Here is an 18,940-nt window from a genome sequence, read left to right as displayed (position 1 = left end):
TCTTGTGGCTTGCAGCTTGAAGCTTGTGGCTGTGGAGCCCGGCGATGCTGAGCGCCGAGCTCAAAGCCTTCTACATGGTGGCCCGCCAGGGCAGTGTCACCCTGGCGGCAAAGAAGCTCGGGCTCAGCCAGCCGACGGTGACCACGCAGATTCGCAACCTCGAAAGCCAGTACAACGTCGAGCTGTTCTACCGTGGTGGTCGGCGCCTGGTGCTGAGCGAGGAGGGTGTGCGCTTGTTGCCACTGGTCAAGGCGTTGTTGCAGCAGGAAGCCGACATCGAGTTCGAGCTGCGCAACAGCGGCCAGGCCCAGGGTAGCCTGCGTATCGCCGCCACGGCGCCGTACTACATCCTCGATTTGGTGAAGGTTTTTCGCGAACGTTTGCCTCAGGTGGAGGTGGCGGTGGAAATCGGCAACTCGCAGCAGGTGCTGGAGATGCTCGAGGACTACCGGGTGGACATCGCCGCCTCGTCGCAGTTGCTCGAGGATGCGCGGCTAGTGCGCCGGGTGCTGGGGGCAGACCCGTTGGTGCTGGCGGTGCACCGTAGCCATCCGTTGGCCCAGCGCCAGGTGGTGTCGATCGAGGCGGTGGCCGGGCATTGCCTGTTGATGCGCGAAGCGGGTTCGACCACGCGCAAGCTGACTGAGCAGATGATGCAGGCTGCAGGGGTCAAGGCTGGGGCTCTGTTGGAGATTGGTAGTCGAGAGTCTATTCGTGAGGCGGTCCTGCGTAATATTGGTATCAGCATCATTGCGCGGCATGAAGTGCCGCATAACTCGGAATTACGGGTGTTGGTGTTGGAAAATGCGCCCGTGATGCATGAATATTTGTATTGCCTGAAAGAGCGGCGTCAGGCGCGGTTGCCGGCGGCGTTTATGGGGGTAGCGCAGGAAGTTGCCGGATCGCAGTTCTGATTCTACAGATGGCCTATCCTCTTTCAGGTCGCAATCAGATATATCCCTTGATCTTGATCTTGATCTTGATCTTGATCTTGATCTTGATCTTGATCTTGATCTTGATCTTGCTTCTAAGCGCGCGATAGTTCAGGCACCGCCAATTGCGACTTCAGGAGGCCGAGCGGAGTTCTTGCGGAGGGAGGTGACGGGCATGGATGCCCGTCAAGCGCTGCGCCCCAGGATGGGGCGTTCAGCGCGGTCCTCCCGGGAGCAAGAACGTAGCGAGGGGACCCCGGAGCGAAGCGTAGGGGCCGGATGAATGGAGCGAGCGGTTTTTGCCTACTTTTGCCCGCGTGCAAAAGTAGGCCGCCGTAAAGGCGGAAAGGTGACTATGCGTCGACATGGGAAATGAATGAGCATATAACTTTCAAGACCCACGCTTTGCAATTCAAAGTCAAAGTCAAAGTCAAAGTCAAAGTCAAAGTCAAAGTCAAAGTCAATCGGTGTCGGTTTTTATAGTTTTAAGCGCATTCATTTGATATATCTACGCATAATCACCTTTTCGCCTTTACGGCGAGTCACTTTTTGTCAAACGCGACAAAAAGTAACCAAAAAACGCTGCGCTCCATTCATCCGGCCCTCCGCTGCGCTCCGGGTTCCCTCACTCCGGCCTTGCTCCCGGGAGGACCGCGCTGAACGCCCCATCCTGGGGCGCAGCGCTTGACGGGCATCCATGCCCGTCACCTCCCTCCGCAAGGCCTGCGTTCGGCCTCCTGAAGTCGCGAAGGTACGGGCGGCGCCTGGGCTGGCGCAGCTGTCGCTAGCGAGTGCTGTGGATAACCTTATGATCGCCAAAGCCAAAGCCAAAGCCAAAGCCAAAGCCAAAGCCAAAGCCAAAGCCAAAGCCAAAGCCAAAGCCAACAGCTAACACTTGCATGGCTAGTACAAAATCCACCAATACCACTATCAGCCGCTTTGGCCTCACCGCCATACAACCGTCTCATAGCCTTCCTAGCATGGCCTCCATCGCTTCGATGAGGACCGGCCATGAACAACGTCACCCCAGGCGCGCAGATGAAGGTGCGCGGTATCCACAAACGCTTCGGCGCCTTCACCGCGCTCAACGACGTGTCCCTCGACATCGCCGCCGGCGAGCTGGTCTGCCTGCTCGGCCCCTCGGGCTGTGGCAAGACCACCCTGCTGCGTTGCATCGCCGGCCTCGAACGCCAGGACCGCGGCACCCTCCACATCGGTGACCGCGACATCTCCGAACTGCCGCCCCAGGCCCGCGACTACGGCATCCTGTTCCAGTCCTACGCACTGTTCCCCAACCTCACCGTCGAGGCCAACATCGCCTACGGCCTGGCCACCGGCAACCGCGACGCCGCGCGCCAACGGGTCGCCGAAATGCTCGAACTGGTCGGCCTCTCAGGCAGCGAAAAGAAATACCCCGGCCAACTGTCCGGCGGCCAGCAACAGCGCGTGGCCCTCGCCCGCGCATTGGCACCAGCGCCGTCATTGCTGCTGCTCGACGAACCCATGTCGGCACTCGACGCCCGTGTGCGCGAGCACCTGTGCACCGAACTGCGCCAGCTGCAACGCCAGCTCGGCATCACCACCCTGATGGTCACCCACAACCAGGACGAAGCCATGCTCATGGCCGACCGCATCGCCGTGATGAACAACGGCCAGGTCGAGCAGTACGCCACGCCCCAGGACATCTACGACCAACCGGCCACGCCGTTCGTCGCCGAATTCGTCGGCCAGGGCAACTGGCTGCCCTTCCAGCGCAGCGGCGACAGCCATGCCCAGGTCGGCGGCATGCACATGCGCCTGGCCAGCAACGCCGGAAGCGCCCGCAGTGGCCGCCTGTTCTGCCGACCCGAGGCGATCACCGTCAACCCGGTGGTGCACGAGGAAAACCTGTTCCCGGCCAAAGTCCGCGAAATCACCTTCCTCGGCAACCGCTGCCGCATGAGCTTCGAACTCATGGCCCTGCCAGGCCACGCGCTGCTTGCCGAGCTGGCGCCGGACGCCATGCCACGCCTGGGCTCGCAGGACATCTGGGTGGCGCTGCCGCCGCAGAGCCTGCAGGTGTTCGCCTGAGATGGCCGTGTCCATGACCCAGCCGCTCATCCACGCCAAGGCCGCGCCGCGCAACAGTGTCGCCCTGGGTGACCGCCTGTTCGTCGTCGGTGGCAAGAGCCTGCTGCTGATCCTGCTGGTGCTGGCGGTGCTGCTGCCGCTGCTGGCGATCTTCTGGAAAGGCTTCAGCGGTGAGCCAGGCCAGGGCGGTGGGCTGCTGGCCGCCCGTGAACTGTTCGCCAGCGCGAACTTCCACTGGCTGCTCGGCAATAGCCTGACGGTGGCCTTCACCGTGGCGCTGATCGTCGTGCCGCTGGCGTACCTGTTCGCCTACGCCCTGCAACGCACGCTGATCCCGGCCAAGGGCCTGTGGCGCGGTATTTCGTTGCTGCCGCTGCTGGCGCCGTCGATGCTGCCGGCGATCGCCCTGGTCTACCTGTTCGGCAACCAGGGCCTGCTGCGCGGGCTGCTCAGCGACAACATCTACGGCTTCTGGGGCATTGTCCTCGGCGAGGCCATCTACACCTTCCCCCATGCCCTGATGATCCTGCTCTCTGCGCTGTCGCTGGCCGATGCGCGGCTGTTCGACGCGGCGGCGAGCATGGGCGCCGGAGCTGCCCGGGCATTCTTCAGCATTACCTGGCCGGCCACGCGTCAGGCGGTGTTCGCCGCCTTCTGCCTGGTGTTCACCCTGACCATCACCGACTTCGGTGTGCCGGTGGTGGTGGGTGGTGATTACCAGGTGCTGGCGCTGGAGGCCTACAAGGCGGTGGTCGGCCAGCAACAGTTTGGCCGGGGTGCGTTGATCGGCATGGTGCTGTTGCTGCCAGCACTGCTCAGTTTTGCCGTCGACGCCTGGCTGCGTCGGCGCCAGGGCCAGGGCATGAGTGGCCGCGCGCAGGTGTTCGAGCCCAAGCCGTCGAAGCTGCGCGATGGCTGCTACCTGGCCATCGTGCTGCTGGTGTGCGCGGCGCTGCTGGCGGTGATCGGCATGGCGGTGTACTCGTCACTGGTCAAGTTCTGGCCCTACAACCTGTCGCTGTCGCTCAAGCACTACATGTTCGACGACACCGCCGGCGGCGGCTGGCTGGCCTACCGCAACAGCGTGACCATGGCCCTGTACACCGCCTTGATCGGCAGCGTGGTGATCTTCACCGGTGCCTACCTGATGGAGAAGACCCAGGGCCAGCGTTCGCTCAACCAACTACTGCGCCTGCTCAGCTTCATCCCCATGGCGGTGCCGGGCTTGGTGCTGGGCCTGGGCTACGTGTTCTTCTTCAACCTGGCCGGCAACCCGCTGCATGTGTTCTACGGCAGCATGACGCTGCTGGTGCTGTGCACCATCGTCCACTACCTGACCACCGCGCAGATGACCGCCACCACCGCCCTGCGCCAGCTCGACGGTGAGTTCGAGGCCGCCGCGCTGTCGCTCAAGGCGCCGCTGTACAAGCACTTCCTGCGCGTGACCGTGCCGATCTGCCTACCGGCGCTGCTGGACATCATCCGCTACCTGTTCGTCTCGGCGATGACCACGGTGTCGGCGGCGATCTTCCTCTACAGCCCCGATACCATCCTCGCCGCCGTCGCCGTGTTGAACATGGACGACGCCGGCAATGTGGGCGGCGCCGCCGCCATGTCCACCCTGATCCTGCTCACCAGCGCTGCCGCTTCCCTGCTCCTGGCTGGCGCCTCACGCGGCCTGCTGCGCCGCTCCCAGGCCTGGCGCCAGCGTGCGCCTGGCCACTGACCGACTGCCCATACCCATAGGAAACGCATCATGTTCAAGCCCTTTGCACTTGCCGCTGCCGTATCCGCCGTCTTCACCCTGCACGCTTCGGCCGCCACCCAGCTGACCGTCTACACCGCCCTGGAGGCCGAACAGCTCAAGAGCTACAAGCAGGCCTTCGAGAAGGCCAACCCGGACATCGAGATCAAATGGGTTCGCGATTCCACCGGTATCATCACCGCCAAGCTGCTGGCCGAAAAAGACCGCCCGCAGGCCGACGCGGTATGGGGCCTGGCGGCTTCCAGCCTGGCCATCCTCGACCAGAACGGCATGCTTGAAGCCTACGCACCGAAAGACCTGGGCAAGATCTCGGCAAACTACCGCGACGCCGCCAACCCGCCGGCCTGGGTAGGCATGGATGTCTGGGCTGCGACCATCTGCTTCAACACCGTTGAAGCCGAGAAACAAGGCCTGAGCAAACCGGTGAGCTGGCAGGACCTGACCAAGCCTGAGTACAAGGGCAAGATCGTCATGCCCAACCCGGCCTCGTCCGGCACCGGCTTCCTCGATGTGAGCGCCTGGCTGCAGACCTTCGGCGAGCCGCAGGGCTGGGCCTACATGGATGCGCTGCACCAGAACATCGGCCAGTACGTTCATTCCGGCTCCAAACCGTGCAAGCTGGCGGCGGCCGGCGAGTTCCCGATCGGTATCTCGTTCGAGTACCCGGCGGTGCAGCTCAAGCGCCAGGGCGCACCGCTGGACATCGTGCTGCCGAAGGAAGGCCTGGGCTGGGAGATCGAAGCCACGGCGGTGATCAAGGGCTCGCCCAAGGCCGATGCGGCCAAGCGCCTGGCCGACTTCTCGGCCAGCCCGGCGGCGATGGAGCTGTACAAGGAAAACTTTGCCGTACTCGCCGCGCCGGGTATCGCCAAGCCGCAGACCGAGCTGCCGGCCGACTACGAGCAGCGCCTGATCAAGAACGACTTCGCCTGGGCCTCGAAGAACCGCGACGAGATTCTCAGCGAATGGCGCAAGCGCTATGACGGCAAGTCCGAGAAGGTAGCGCAGCAATAAGAGCGGCGAGGCCGTTGGCCTCGATCGCGACACAAGGCTGCTCCCACAGGCTCCACTCGGTTCTGTGGGAGCGGCCTTGTGTCGCGATGGGCCGCGCAGCGGCCCCCTTGGCCATCGAACCTGTGAATATTTGAATGACGACAAGCGACCAGACCATCGAGCAGATCTTTACTCTCTACCAACGCCACGGCAGCGCCGACTACATCGGCGAAGCCATCACCCAGCTCGAGCACATGTCCCAGGCCGCGCAACTGGCCATGGCCGAGGGCTACGACGATGAGGTGGTGCTGGCTGCGTTCTTCCACGACATCGGCCACCTGTGCGCCGAAGGCCAGGCCAGCATGGGCGGCTATGGCGTGGTCAGCCACGAACGCCTAGGCGCGGACTACCTGCGTCAGGCCGGTTTCAGCGAGCGCATGGCGCGGCTGGTGCAGTATCACGTCGAGGCCAAGCGCTACCTGACCCTGCGCCAGCCCGGGTATTACGAACGGCTGAGCGAGGCCAGCCGGCGCACGCTGGGGTATCAGGGCGGGGTGATGAGCGAGGTCGAGGCGGATGCGTTCGAGGGGGATCCGTTGTTTGCGGTAAGCCTGCGGATGCGGGAGTGGGATGAGCTGGCCAAGGAAGTTGGAGTGGAGGTGATGGACCTGATGGTGCTGAGGCAGAAGGCCTTGGCATTGCTCTGAGACTTTGATGGCCTGCACCGGCCCCTTCGCGGGTAAACCCGCTCCCACAGGTCATGTGCAGGCACTGTGGGAGCGGGTTTACCCGCGAAGAGGCCGAACCTGTTCTCAAAGCTGAGAGAGCAACGCTTCCAACTGCTCCTGGCGCTCCGGCTGATTCACCTTGGCCCCCGGATTGAGCGTCGACCACTGCGGATGCGCGCGCGCCTTGTTCAGCGCCTCGGGCAGTTTGCCTTCGCGCCAGGCCTTTTCGTCCAGTGCGCCCAGGCGAATGCTGTCCTGCGCCGCATGTCCGCGGCCTTCCAGCGCCACCATCAACTGCTGCTGGCGCAGCGCCAACAGGCGCAACACGCTGTCGTCCACGGTCAGCTCGCGTAGTCCCTTGAACTTGCCCATCAGCCGCGAGCCATAGTTGCGCGCGGTTTGCAGCGCACCGCCAGCGATTGCCCCAGCCAGTGCTGCCGCACCCAGGGTCAGGCCGCCCACCAGCAGGTCCACGCCCGCGCCCGCCGCGGCCCCGGCCGCCACGCCGCTGCCCAGGCGTACACCCAGCAGTTTCAAGGTTTCCGGATTGAACAGGTCATCGCCCCAGCGCCCGTCCAGCAATGGCAGGTCGCCGGCATTGGCGTCCTCGCGGCGGAAGGCATACAGCTTGAGCAGCGCCTCGACACAACGCTGCTCGCGCTGGCGCACGTCTTGGCGCAGGGCTTCGATGGCCCGCGCCTCGGCGGCGGGCTCGGTCTCGACGCTGCGCCGGCAGGCGGCACAGTCGAGCAACAGCTCGGCAATCAGGCGCTTGCCGCTGTGCTGGCGGGCCAGGCGCTGGGCCTGCTGGTCGTCGATCAGCCGTTGCAGGGCCGGGCGGGCGTCTTCCAGGAGCAGGGCGAGACTTTCGTACAGGCGACGCTCGCCGTCTTCAGGCGGGGCCACGCTGTCGAACCGCACCAGCGCGTGAAGCCCTAGCCGGGCAAGGGCTTCGCGCCACTCCGGCTCGCGGTGCTGGCTGCTGGCGACGAAGTTGAGCACCGGCAGCAGCGGCTTGCCGCAGCCAGCCAGTACCTTCAGCTCGTCGCGGTACTTGGCCAGCACCGGTTCGCGGGCGTCGATCACGTACAGGCCGGCATTGCTCGCCAGCAACTGGCGCAGCACCTTGGCCTCCTGCTCGAAGCGCTGGCGCGCCTCGCTGCCCTGGAGAAAGCGCTCGAGGCGGGCCGGGCCGTCCAGGCGCTCGCCCGGACGCTCCAGGCGTTCGAGGTAGTCGAGCAGGGCGATGGCGTCCTCCAGGCCTGGGGTGTCGTACAGCTCCAGCAGTGGCTCGCCGTCGACCGACAGGCGCGCGCCTTCGACATGGCGGGTGGTGCTGGGGCGGTGCGAGACCTCGCCGAAGCCGACATCGCGGGTCAGGGTGCGCAGCAGCGAAGTCTTGCCGACGTTGGTGTGGCCGACCACGGCCAGTTTCAGCGGCTCAGTCATGGCCATGCTCCAGCCAGGTCAGGGGCGAGGTGTCGGCATGGGCCAGGCCGAGGCGGTCGAGGGCCTCGTGCCAGTCGCCCAGGCGCGCGGCGTCCAGGGCCTCACCGGGTTGGGCCTGGAGCAGCCAGATACGCGTGGCGCCGGCATTGCGCGCCAGCTCCGCGAGCAACGCCAAGCTGCCGCGATCCGGCGAGCGGTGCGGATCGCAGGCGATGGCCAGGCGCGCCGGGGGAAAGCGGCCAAGTTGCTCGAGCAACTTGTTGCGTGATTCGCGGCTGTCGAGCACACCGGCGTTGGTCACGCCCTGCGGCAACAGCGGGGGCCAGGGCCGTTGGTCATCCAGTTCCAGGCCCACCAGCAGGGCGCCGCTGCTGCCACTTTCCAGCTGGCCGGCTTCGAAGCGCGGCAGTGCCTCGGGCGCGGCGTCCTGCACACCGATACGCTCGCTGCGGGGCATCAAGGCGTCGCGCAACGCGGCATAGCCGGGCAGATTGAGGTCCAGGGCCAGGCGGGTGCGGCCCTGGCGCCAGTGCCACAGGCACAGCACCGCCAGTACCAGGCGTGGCAGCAGGCCATAGACCAGCACCACGCCGAGCAGCCAACTGGCCCAGGCCTGGCGCGCCAGATCGAGGGCCGGCAGGGTGGCGCCGCTGGCGCGGATCATGGTTTCGTCCGGCACGCCGAATCCGAGCAGCGAGGGCAGGGCGCCCAAGGCCTGGGTGAGATTGATGAAAGGTTCGGCGGCGAGCAGCGTGGTTTCCCAGACGAAGCCGTAGCGCCGGGTCGCCAGCAGTGCCAGCAGCATGCCCAGGGCGGCGAGCATCGCCAGCAGCCACAAGCCATGCACCAGCAGGCCGAGCAGCCAGCGGTTCAGGCGCTGGCGCTGCAGCAGTACCAGCAGCGCGGGGGCCAGTTGCGCGGCCTTGGCGTCGCGGGCGAAACGCTCGCTGAGCCACAGCCACAGGCGGCCCAGGGTCGCGCCTTGCTCACCGGCGAAAAAGAAACCGACCGCCCAGCCGAGCAGCAACAGCAGGTTGAGCCCAAGCAGGCTGCCCAGGGCCCAGAACACATTCACCGGGCGCTGGCCGTCGCCCAGCGCGGCCAGCCCCAGGCCGGCACCGCTGAGCACGGCCAGCAGGGCCAGTGCCAGCAGCGCCAGGCGCGCACCTTGCTTCCAGTGGCGCAGCGCCGTGGTCATGCCGTCGCGCTCGGCCAGCCACAGGGCACGAGCCTCAATGCGCGTGGCCAGGTCGCCGCCTTGCTGGCGGGCGCGACGGTTGGCCTCCTGGTCCTCCAGGGGGCCGGCGTGTTCCTCGCGCAGGCGCACCGCTTCGGTGAGCCAGCGTTTGTCGAGTGGAGTCAGTGCCGTCACAAGCTCTTCCATTGCACAGGTCAGGGCGCAAGCATAACCCACGTGCCCGGTGCTATCCTCGCCGGCATGAACACATCTCTCCCCCTCAGCCTGATCGCGGCGCTCGCCGAGAACCGTGTGATCGGCATCGACAACACCATGCCCTGGCACCTGCCGGGGGACTTCAAGTACTTCAAGGCCACCACCCTGGGCAAGCCGATCATCATGGGGCGCAAGACCTGGGATTCGCTGGGCCGGCCATTGCCGGGGCGATTGAACATCGTCGTCAGCCGCCAGCCTGGGCTGCAACTGGCCGGTGCCGAGGTGTTCGCCTCGCTGGAAGCTGCGCTGGTACGCGCCGAGCAGTGGGCCCAAGAGCAGGGCGTCGAGGAGCTGATGCTGATCGGCGGCGCGCAGCTTTACGGCCAGGCGCTGGAAAAAGGGCTGGTGAGCCGCATGTACCTGACCCGGGTCGAGCTGTCGCCCCAGGGCGACGCCTGGTTCCCCGAGTACGACCCGGGGCAGTGGCAGTTGGCGTCGAGTCAGGCCCAGGCTGCCGAAGGCGATGGCCCGGCCTACCATTTCGAGGTCTGGGATAAACGCTGATTGGCAGCAATTGCGAATTCATCTCATCTTCTGCTAGCGTGCGCACCTCTTGAGACCTAGAGCCAGGACGTGCCGTGTCTTCGTGGAACCAGCAGATCGCCCGGTTGTTCGCCGAACACAAGAAAGCCCTCGAAGCCTTTGTCGCCCGCCGCACCGGTAACGCCCAGGTGGCCGCCGACCTGACCCAGGAATCATTCCTGCGCCTGGCGCGGCTGCCTGCCGACAAGCAGATCGACAACCTGCCGGCGTTTCTCTTCACCATCGCCAGCAACCTGGTGCGCGATCACCAGCGCCAGGCCATTCGCCGCGAGCGCCTGGACGGCGGCGAACCCAGTGACGAGCTGGCCTGCGAGGCACCTGCGGCCGACGAACAACTGGCCGCCCTGCAGGAACAGGCGCTGATGCAGGCCGCCATCCAGGCTTTGCCCGAGGCGACCCGGCAGATCTTCCTGCTCTATCATGTCGACGGTTGCACCTACCGCGACATTGGCGAGCGCCTGAAGATCACCCCGCGCAGCGTCGAATACCAGTTGCGCCGCGCGCTGCTCGACTGCCGTGCGTTCATCAAGGCGCAACTGGACGGCAGCGCAAGGACGCAACGCCAATGAGCCGTGTACCCGAGGACAGGACCACGTCGATGAGTGACACGCCCGACCACGAGCAGTTGTTCGCCGAAGCCACGGCCTGGTACTACCGCCTGCACGCAGAGGACGTCACCCTGGACGAGCGCCAGGCCTTCGCCGTGTGGCGGGCCCAGGGGCCAGGCCAGGCGCAGGCCTGGGACGAAGTACTCAGCTTGCTCGGCGCCTTGCAGGGCCCCGCCCGCCAGCTGCGTGAGCAACAGCAGGCGGCCTGGCGTGCCCGCAAACGCCGGCCCTGGGGCCGGATGGCGAGTGCCGCCGCCGCGGTGTTGCTGATGGGCGTGCTGGTCAGCCAGACGCCTTGGCTCGATCGCTGGCGCGCCGACTACGCCACCGCTACCGGCGAGTCGCGCAGCGTGCAGCTCGAGGACGGTTCGCGGATCCAGCTCAATACCGACAGCGCCCTGCAGGTCGAGCTGAGGGCAGACGAGCGGCGCATCCATCTGTTGCGGGGTGAAGCCTGGTTCGAAGTGACCCGTGACCCAGGGCGGCCATTCGTGGTCCGCTCCGGCGATGGCTGGGTGCGGGTGATCGGCACGCGCTTCAGCGTTGCCCAGGCAGAGGGGCAGACCCATGTACGCCTGGCCCAGGGCAAGGTCGAGGTAGGCGTGGGCAGCGCGGCGCCGGTCATGCTCGAGCCGGGGCAGGCCGTGGAGTACGCCGCCAGCGGCACGGGGGCCATTCACCCGTTCGACCCGGGTCGCGCCTTTGCCTGGCGCGAGCGGCAACTGGTGTTCAGCCAGCAACCCTTGGCCGAAGTGGTCGCCGAGCTCAACCGCTACTGGCCCGGGCAGACCCTGGTGCTGGGCGACACGCTGCGCCAGCGCAAGGTGTCCGGGGTGTTCGACATCGACAAGCCCGAGGCCGTGCTCAAGGCCCTGACCCGCATCCTGGGCGTGCGCACCGAGCAATACACCCCCTACCTGCGCATCCTGCGCGAAAGTTGAAAAAAGTTTCGGGGATTGCCACGGGTACGACGTCCTTGATTGAGTAGGCGCAAATAATAAGCACTCTCAGATAGTGCCGCGCCGCTCTATCACTTGGCTGAACTCGGGGAGTTCCACTGATGAAAACCACTGCCACTCGGGCCGTGCTGGGCCTGGCCATTGCGCTGGGCAGCACGGCGCTGGCCGGGCCTGGGCACGCCCTGGCCGCCGCCCAGGCGCAGGTCTACCGTTTCGATATTCCGGCGCAGCCATTGGACGCGGCCCTGGCGGCCTTCAGTGCGGTGACCCGGGTTCAGGTGCTGGTGCCGGGCGAGTTCACCCAGGGCTTGCGTTCGTCGGGCCTGAGCGGCAGTTATCCACAGGACCAGGCGTTGGCTCGCCTGCTCCAGGGCACCGGCCTGCGCGCCGCCTACATCGACGGCGACAGCGTCACCCTGGAGCGCCAGCGCGGCGTCAATGACAGTGCCCTGCAACTGGGCGCGGTCAAGATCGACAGCAGCCAGTTGGGTACCACCACCGAAGGCACCGGCTCCTACACCACGGGTTCGCTGACCCTGGGCAAGGGCGAGCAGAAACTCAAGGACATTCCTCAGTCGGTCTCGGTGGTGACCCGCCAGCGTTTGGATGACCAGAACATGAACAGCCTTCAGGACGCCATGCGGCAGGTGACCGGCACCACGATCAAGAGCTACAACACCGGCTCCAACCTCAACGACGTGTACATGCGTGGTTTCCCGGTCGACATGGTGCAGGTCGATGGCGTCACCCAGCCCACCGGGCAGGGCGACATGGCCACGGCGTTCGACCTGGCCATGTACGACCGTGTCGAAGTGCTGCGCGGGCCATCCGGCCTGTACCAGGGCGCGGGCGAGCCTGGCGGCACCATCAACCTGGTGCGCAAGCGGGCGCTGGGGCAGTTCGCGTTGTCTGGCGAGCTGTCGGCCGGCACCTATGATCGCTACCACTCCACAGTGGATGTCACTGGCCCGTTGAACAGCGACGGCAGCTTGCGTGGGCGTTTCGTCACCGCCTACGAGAACAACCAGGCGTTCGTCGACTACGCCCAGAACGAGCGCCCGATGATGTACGGGCGCCTGGAGTACGACCTGTCGCCAGCCACCACCTTGACCCTGGGCGGTGCCTACCAGCGCAACAAGTCGGTGCCGGCGTTCGGCTTGCCGGCGTATGACAGCGGCAAGTTGCTCGACGTCAAGCGTTCGACCTTCGTCGACGCCAAGTGGAACGAGCTGGACGAGCGTGTATGGGAGAGCTTCTTCGAGGTCGACCATGCGCTGGACGATGGCGGCCAGTTCAAGACCTCGCTGACCTACCGCGATGCCGAGGCACCGACGCGCAACTTCACCTGGACCGACGGCTCGGTGAACCCCGAGACCGGCGCCAGTTCGGCGGTGGCCTACAACTACTACACCCATATCAAGACCCTGGGCCTGGACAGCTTCGTGACGCGGCCTTTCGAGGCGTTCGGGCGTACCCATGAGCTGACGCTGGGGGCCGACTACCAGCATGTGGACAAGGACTTTCGCTACGGTGGCCGCGAGTACTTCGATATCAATGTGTTCGATCCGGGCAGTATCAACATTCCCAAGGTCGACTACGCGATGGACAACGGCAACTCGTCGAAATCCAACCAGTACGGGGTATATGGCCGCACCAAGATCAGCGCCAACGACTGGCTGGACGTGATCCTCGGCAGCCGGGTGATCTGGTTCGACAGCGATGGGCATAACGCCAACCCATTCTTCAACGAGTTCTCCGACCCGCACAGCAGCGTGCGCCGCAAGGTGATCCCCTACGGTGCGCTGGTTGCCAAGCTCACCCCCGAGCTGTCGGCATATGCCAGTTACACGACGGTGTACAAACCGCAGACGCAAATGGCCGGTGGCAACAGCACGGTGGATCCGCGCGAGGGCAAGCAGTATGAGCTGGGCTTGAAGCGCGAGTTCTTCGATGGCCGCCTGAACGGTAGCCTGTCGGTGTTTCGCATCTACGACGAAAACCGTGCCCAGCAGATCGGCCAGACGCCGTTCTACGAGGCCCAGGCCAAGGTGCGCAGCCAAGGCTGGGAGACCGAGCTGTCGGGCAACCTGACCGACAACTGGAGCCTCAGCACCGGCTATGCCTTCACCCGCCTGGAGTCGGGAAGCCAGGCCGACTACCAGGGCATCAGCATCACGCCCAAGCACAACTTCAATGTGTGGACGCGCTATGCGTTTGCCGATGGGCCGCTGGAAGGGTTCAGTGTGGGCGGGGGCGTGCGGGTGGTCAGTTCCACCTACTACACGCGCAACCAGGTGGACTTCGTCCAGGGCGGCTACAGCGTGGCCACGGCCCAGGTGGGGTATCGCTTCAACAAGCATCTGTCGGCGACGCTGACCGCCAACAACCTGTTCGACCGGGTGTACTACGAGCGGGTGGACAGTGCCTGGGGCTCGAACTTCTACGGCGAGCCGCGCAACCTGACGTTGAAGCTGCGGGCGACGTACTGAGCCTGAATCGCCGGGGCTGCTTTGCAGCCCTTTCCGGCCGGTCCGACGCCTCGGCAAGGCCGCTCCTACAGGGATCGCATAACCCTTGTAGGAGCGGCCTCGTGCCGCGAAAGGGGCGCAAAGCGCCCCCGGCGATTTATCAGGAATGACTCAACTCGGCATGCTCATCCCCGCCCAGCACCTGCTGGTCGGTCTGCTTGAGCAGTTGGCTGGTGACCACGCCCGCGGTCATCGAGCCATTCACGTTCAAGGCCGTGCGGCCCATGTCGATCAACGGCTCCACCGAAATCAGCAGTGCCACCAGTTCAACCGGCAGGCCCATGGCCGGCAGCACGATCAGCGCGGCGAAGGTGGCGCCGCCACCCACGCCGGCGACACCGGCCGAGCTCAGGGTGACGATGGCCACCAGGGTGGCGATCCACAGCGGGTCGAAGGTATCGATGCCCACCGCTGGGGCGACCATCACCGCCAACATGGCTGGGTACAGCCCGGCGCAGCCGTTCTGGCCGATGGTGGCGCCGAACGAGGCGCTGAAGCTGGCGATCGACTGCGGCACGCCCAGGCGCTGGGTCTGCGCCTCGATGTTCAGCGGGATGCTGGCGGCGCTGGAGCGGCTGGTGAAGGCGAAGGTCAGCACCGGCCATACCTTGCGGAAGAAGCGCAGCGGGCTGACGCCGGTCAGCGCCAGGATCAGCCCATGGACCACGAACATCAGGCCCAGGCCGATGTACGAGACCACCACGAAGCTGCCCAGCTTGAGGATGTCTTCCAGGTTGGAGCTGGCCACCACCTTGGTCATCAGCGCCAGCACGCCGTAGGGCGTGAGCTTCATCACCAGGCGCACCAGGCGCATCACCCAGGCCTGCAGCACGTCGATGGCCGACAGCGCGCGTTCACCCTTGTCCTTGTCGTCCTTGATCAACTGCAAGGCGGCAAGGCCGAGGAACACGGCGAAGATCACCACGCTGATGATCGAGGTCGGCTTGGCCCGGGCCAGGTCGCCCACGGGGTTGCTGGGGATGAACGACAGCAGCAGCTGTGGGATGTTGAGGTCGGCGACCTTGCCCGCGTAGTCGCTGTGGATGGCTTGCAGGCGCGCGCTTTCCTGGACGCCGGCCACCAGGCCCTCGGCGCTGAGGCCGAACAGGTTGGTCAGGGCGATGCCGATCAATGCGGCGATGGCGGTGGTCAGCAGCAGTGTGCCGATGCTCAGCACGCTGATCCGGCCCAGGGACGAGGCATTGTGCAAGCGGGCCACGGCGCTGAGGATCGAGGCGAAGATCAGCGGCATGACGATCATCTGCAGCAGGCCGACGTAGCCGTTGCCGACCAGGTCGAGCCAGGCCAGGGTGGCCTTGAGCACCGGATGGCCGGCGCCATAGAGCGTATGCAGGGCCAGGCCGAAGAGCACGCCCAGCACCAGGCCGAGCAGGACCTTCTTGGCCAGGCTCCAGTCGGTGCGGCGGGTTTGCGCCAGGCCCAGCAGCAGGGCCAGGAACGCCAGCAGGTTGAGTGACAGGGGCAGGTTCATTGAAGCTCCAGTTGAAGGCGGAAGAGGCATCGCCTCTGTGAGCGATTACGAACGGAAATGCTAACAGCCTGAAAACAAACGAATTTATACCCAAAAGGAATTTGCATAGTCGTTTATGGAATAACGGCGTGTCGCTATTGGCAATCAACATGGCGTTTGCGGGTGCGTCGGGGTCGGTAACGAACGCCTGGTTGTCACAAATCGGGTCTAGGGTTGAGCGGCCACGTCTTTGGGAGAACTGCACATGATGTCTGCCCCACGAATCCTCGCCGGCGGCCTGGCCCTGTTGCTGAGTGCCAGCAGCTGGGCGGCCACCGAGCTCAAGCATTGGCCCGCCGAAGCGGCGAAACAGCTGGACGCGATGATTGCCGCCAATGCCAACAAGGGCAACTACGCGGTGTTCGACATGGACAACACCAGCTATCGCTTCGACCTCGAGGAAGCACTGCTGCCGTTCATGGAGAACAAGGGCCTGCTGAGCCGCGACAAACTCGACCCTTCGCTCAAGCTGATGCCGTTCAAGGACACTGCCGAGCACAAGGAGAGCCTGTTCAGCTATTACTACCGGCTGTGCGAAGTCGACGATATGGTCTGCTACCCCTGGGTGGCCCAGGTGTTCTCCGGTTTCACCCTGAAGGAACTGAAGCAGCAGGTGGATGAGCTGATGGCCTCGGGCAAGCCGGTTCCGGCGAGCTATTTCGAGGGTGACCAGGTCAAGCGCATCGAAGTGCAGCCGCCCAAGGTCTTCACTGGCCAGGCCGAGTTGTACAACAAGCTGATGGAGAACGGCATCGAGGTCTATGTGATCTCGGCGGCGTCCGAAGAGTTGGTACGCATGGTCGCCGCCGATCCGAAGTACGGCTACAACGTCAAACCTGAGAATGTGATCGGCGTCAGCCTGTTGCTCAAGGACCGCGCCACTGGTCAGCTGACCACCGCACGCAAGCAGATCAGCGCTGGGCACTACGACCCCAAGGCCAACGAAGGCCTGGAACTGACCCCTTACCTGTGGACCCCGGCGACCTGGATGGCCGGCAAGCAGGCGGCCATCCTCACCTATATCGATGAGTGGAAGAAGCCGGTGTTGGTGGGGGGCGATACGCCAACCAGCGATGGCTACATGCAGTTCCATGGCGTCGATGTGAGCAAGGGCGGCATCCACCTGTGGATAAACCGCAAGGCCAAGTACATGGACCAGTTGAACGGGATGATCGCGAAGACCGCGGCGGCCCAGGCCAAGGAAGGGTTGCCGGTGACAGCGGATAAGAACTGGGTGATCGTCACGCCGGAGCAGATCCAGTAGGTCTTGTGCCAAGTGTGCCGGCCTCTTCGCGGGTAAACCCGCTCCCACAGGATGTTCACTGCCCAGTGGGAGCAACTGTCTTGCTCAACTGCTAAAGCTAGCGCGGTCGCTGTGGGAGCGGGTTTACCCGCGAAAGGGCCGGCACAGGCATAAAAAAACCGGCGCACCAGGCGCCGGTTTTTTATTGCCTTCGGCGCCTCACAGCCCGTCGAGCATCGCCTTGTTGCGCACCGCGCCCTTGTCGGCGCTGGTGGCCAGCAGGGCGTAGGCCTTCAGCGCGGTGGTCACCTTGCGTGGGCGCACTTCGGCCGGTTTCCAGCCCTTCTTGTCCTGCTCGACCCGGCGTGCGGCCAGCTCGTCGTCGCTGACCAGCAGGTTGATCGAGCGGTTGGGGATGTCGATCAGCACCTTGTCGCCGTCCTGCACCAGGCCGATGGCGCCGCCTGCGGCGGCTTCCGGCGAAGCATGGCCGATGGACAGGCCCGAGGTGCCGCCGGAGAAGCGGCCGTCGGTGAGCAAGGCGCAGGCCTTGCCCAGGCCCTTGGACTTCAGGTACGAGGTCGGGTAGAGCATCTCTTGCATGCCCGGGCCGCCTTTCGGGCCTTCGTAGCGGATGATCACGATGTCGCCGGCCTTCACCTCGTCGGCGAGGATGCCGCGCACGGCGCTGTCCTGGCTCTCGAAGATCTTCGCGGTGCCTTCGAACACGTGGATCGACTCGTCGACGCCGGCGGTTTTCACCACGCAGCCGTCCAGGGCGATGTTGCCGTACAGCACGGCCAGGCCGCCTTCTTGCGAATAGGCGTGCTCGAAGCTGCGGATGCAGCCGTTCTCGCGGTCGTCGTCGAGGGTTTCCCAGCGGGTAGACTGGCTGAAGGCGGTTTGCGTCGGGATGCCGGCCGGGCCTGCCTTGAAGAAGGTGTGCACGGCTTCGTCATCGGTCTGGGTGATGTCCCACTTGGCGATGGCTTCCTCCATGCTGCGGCTGTGCACGGTGGGCAGGTCGGTGTGCAGCAGGCCACCACGGGCCAGCGAGCCGAGGATGCTGAAGATGCCGCCGGCGCGGTGTACGTCTTCCATGTGGTACTTCTGGATGTTCGGCGCCACCTTGCACAGCTGCGGCACTTTGCGCGACAGGCGATCGATGTCGCGCAGGTCGAAGTCCACTTCCGCTTCCTGGGCCGCGGCCAGCAGGTGCAGGATGGTGTTGGTCGAGCCGCCCATGGCGATGTCGAGCATCATGGCGTTCTCGAACGCCTTGAAGTTGGCGATGCTGCGCGGCAGTACCGACTCGTCGTTTTCGCCGTAGTAGCGCTTGCACAGCTCGACGATGGTGCGTCCGGCAGTGAGGAACAGCTGCTCGCGGTCCGAGTGGGTGGCCAGGGTCGAACCGTTGCCCGGCAGGGCGAGGCCCAGGGCCTCGGTCAGGCAGTTCATCGAGTTGGCGGTGAACATGCCGGAGCACGAACCGCAGGTCGGACAGGCGCTGCGCTCATACTCGGCGACTTTCTCGTCGCTGGCGCTGGAGTCGGCGGCGATGACCATGGCGTCGACCAGGTCCAGGCCATGGCTGGCCAGCTTGGTCTTGCCGGCTTCCATCGGGCCGCCGGAAACGAAGATCACCGGGATGTTCAGGCGCAGGGCGGCCATCAGCATGCCAGGGGTGATCTTGTCGCAGTTGGAAATGCAGACGATGGCGTCGGCGCAGTGGGCGTTGACCATGTACTCGACGGCGTCAGCTATGATTTCGCGGCTCGGCAGCGAATAGAGCATGCCGTCGTGGCCCATGGCGATGCCGTCGTCCACGGCGATGGTGTTGAACTCTTTCGCCACGCCACCGGCGCGTTCGATCTCGCGGGCGACCAGTTGGCCCAGGTCCTTCAGGTGCACATGCCCCGGGACGAACTGGGTGAACGAGTTGGCGATGGCGATGATCGGCTTCTTGAAGTCTTCGTCCTTCATCCCGGTGGCGCGCCACAGGGCACGGGCGCCGGCCATGTTGCGGCCCTGGGTGGAAGTCTTGGAACGATAATCAGGCATGGAGCGCTCCTGGCGGCATAATCAGGTCACTAATAGGGGAGTGAGCTTCTCTTGTCCTAATACGCCGAAGGCCGGTT

Annotated in this window: 15 protein-coding genes; 11 read left to right on the top strand and 4 right to left on the bottom strand. The window is 65.0% G+C overall.

The window, feature by feature from the left end:
- Window positions 1–44 precede the first annotated feature (44 nt).
- The 6 genes from HU772_RS23555 (at window position 45) to HU772_RS23530 (ending at window position 6,467) form a co-directional block, all read left to right on the top strand.
- Window positions 45–914, top strand: a complete 870-nt coding sequence (locus HU772_RS23555) for a LysR family transcriptional regulator (protein ID WP_186662214.1) — start codon at window positions 45–47, stop codon at window positions 912–914.
- 715 nt (window positions 915–1,629) lie between these two features.
- Window positions 1,630–1,824 (top strand): hypothetical protein, encoded by a 195-nt coding sequence (locus HU772_RS23550; RefSeq protein ID WP_186662215.1) that lies wholly within the window; start codon window positions 1,630–1,632, stop codon window positions 1,822–1,824.
- Window positions 1,825–1,943: 119 nt separating this feature from the next.
- Window positions 1,944–3,002 carry a putative 2-aminoethylphosphonate ABC transporter ATP-binding protein gene (locus tag HU772_RS23545; protein WP_186662216.1) on the top strand — a complete coding sequence of 353 codons (1,059 nt, stop codon included), beginning with the start codon at window positions 1,944–1,946 and terminating at the stop codon, window positions 3,000–3,002.
- Window position 3,003: 1 nt separating this feature from the next.
- Window positions 3,004–4,728: a putative 2-aminoethylphosphonate ABC transporter permease subunit gene (locus HU772_RS23540; protein WP_186662217.1), complete on the top strand. Its 1,725-nt coding sequence runs from the start codon at window positions 3,004–3,006 to the stop codon at window positions 4,726–4,728.
- A gap of 30 nt (window positions 4,729–4,758) precedes the next feature.
- Complete coding sequence (locus HU772_RS23535) at window positions 4,759–5,781, top strand: putative 2-aminoethylphosphonate ABC transporter substrate-binding protein (RefSeq protein WP_186662218.1); 1,023 nt, start codon at window positions 4,759–4,761, stop codon at window positions 5,779–5,781.
- A gap of 134 nt (window positions 5,782–5,915) precedes the next feature.
- On the top strand, window positions 5,916–6,467 hold the full coding sequence (locus HU772_RS23530) for a phosphonate degradation HD-domain oxygenase (protein WP_186662219.1): 552 nt from the start codon (window positions 5,916–5,918) through the stop codon (window positions 6,465–6,467).
- Between the two features lie 105 nt (window positions 6,468–6,572).
- Here HU772_RS23530 and HU772_RS23525 read toward each other — a convergent pair whose 3' ends face one another.
- Entirely contained in the window at window positions 6,573–7,937 is a 1,365-nt protein-coding gene (locus tag HU772_RS23525; RefSeq protein ID WP_186662220.1) for a GTPase/DUF3482 domain-containing protein, read from the bottom strand.
- On the bottom strand, window positions 7,930–9,321 hold the full coding sequence (locus tag HU772_RS23520) for a DUF2868 domain-containing protein (protein WP_186662221.1): 1,392 nt from the start codon (window positions 9,319–9,321) through the stop codon (window positions 7,930–7,932). The genes HU772_RS23525 and HU772_RS23520 overlap by 8 nt, the downstream gene beginning before the upstream one ends.
- Before the next feature lie 54 nt (window positions 9,322–9,375).
- Between HU772_RS23520 and HU772_RS23515 the strand changes: the two genes are divergently transcribed.
- The 4 genes from HU772_RS23515 (at window position 9,376) to HU772_RS23500 (ending at window position 13,989) form a co-directional block, all read left to right on the top strand.
- The gene (locus HU772_RS23515) at window positions 9,376–9,894 is read left to right on the top strand and encodes a dihydrofolate reductase (RefSeq protein ID WP_186662222.1); all 519 of its coding nucleotides are present in this window, start codon (window positions 9,376–9,378) and stop codon (window positions 9,892–9,894) included.
- 74 nt (window positions 9,895–9,968) lie between these two features.
- Window positions 9,969–10,502, top strand: a complete 534-nt coding sequence (locus tag HU772_RS23510) for an RNA polymerase sigma factor (RefSeq protein ID WP_186662223.1) — start codon at window positions 9,969–9,971, stop codon at window positions 10,500–10,502.
- Between the two features lie 29 nt (window positions 10,503–10,531).
- Window positions 10,532–11,482, top strand: coding sequence for a FecR family protein (locus HU772_RS23505; RefSeq protein WP_186662224.1), 951 nt, complete (start codon window positions 10,532–10,534; stop codon window positions 11,480–11,482).
- 116 nt (window positions 11,483–11,598) lie between these two features.
- Window positions 11,599–13,989 carry a TonB-dependent siderophore receptor gene (locus tag HU772_RS23500; RefSeq protein ID WP_437182460.1) on the top strand — a complete coding sequence of 797 codons (2,391 nt, stop codon included), beginning with the start codon at window positions 11,599–11,601 and terminating at the stop codon, window positions 13,987–13,989.
- Window positions 13,990–14,128: 139 nt separating this feature from the next.
- On the opposite strand, the gene HU772_RS23495 is transcribed toward HU772_RS23500, so the two are convergent.
- Entirely contained in the window at window positions 14,129–15,520 is a 1,392-nt protein-coding gene (locus HU772_RS23495; RefSeq protein WP_186662226.1) for an L-cystine transporter, read from the bottom strand.
- Window positions 15,521–15,767: 247 nt separating this feature from the next.
- Here HU772_RS23495 and HU772_RS23490 point away from each other — a divergent pair, with 247 nt between their 5' ends.
- Entirely contained in the window at window positions 15,768–16,823 is a 1,056-nt protein-coding gene (locus HU772_RS23490) for an HAD family hydrolase (protein WP_186662236.1), read from the top strand.
- A 198-nt stretch (window positions 16,824–17,021) separates the two neighbouring features.
- Here HU772_RS23490 and ilvD read toward each other — a convergent pair whose 3' ends face one another.
- A complete protein-coding gene (gene ilvD, locus HU772_RS23485) occupies window positions 17,022–18,863 on the bottom strand; it encodes a dihydroxy-acid dehydratase (RefSeq protein ID WP_186662227.1) in 1,842 nt (613 codons plus the stop codon).
- Between the last annotated feature and the right edge of the window lie 77 nt (window positions 18,864–18,940).

Origin of the sequence: Pseudomonas xantholysinigenes (assembly GCF_014268885.2) — a bacterium.
Lineage (GTDB): Bacteria > Pseudomonadota > Gammaproteobacteria > Pseudomonadales > Pseudomonadaceae > Aquipseudomonas > Aquipseudomonas xantholysinigenes.
This window is presented reverse-complemented; position numbering and strand designations above follow the sequence as displayed.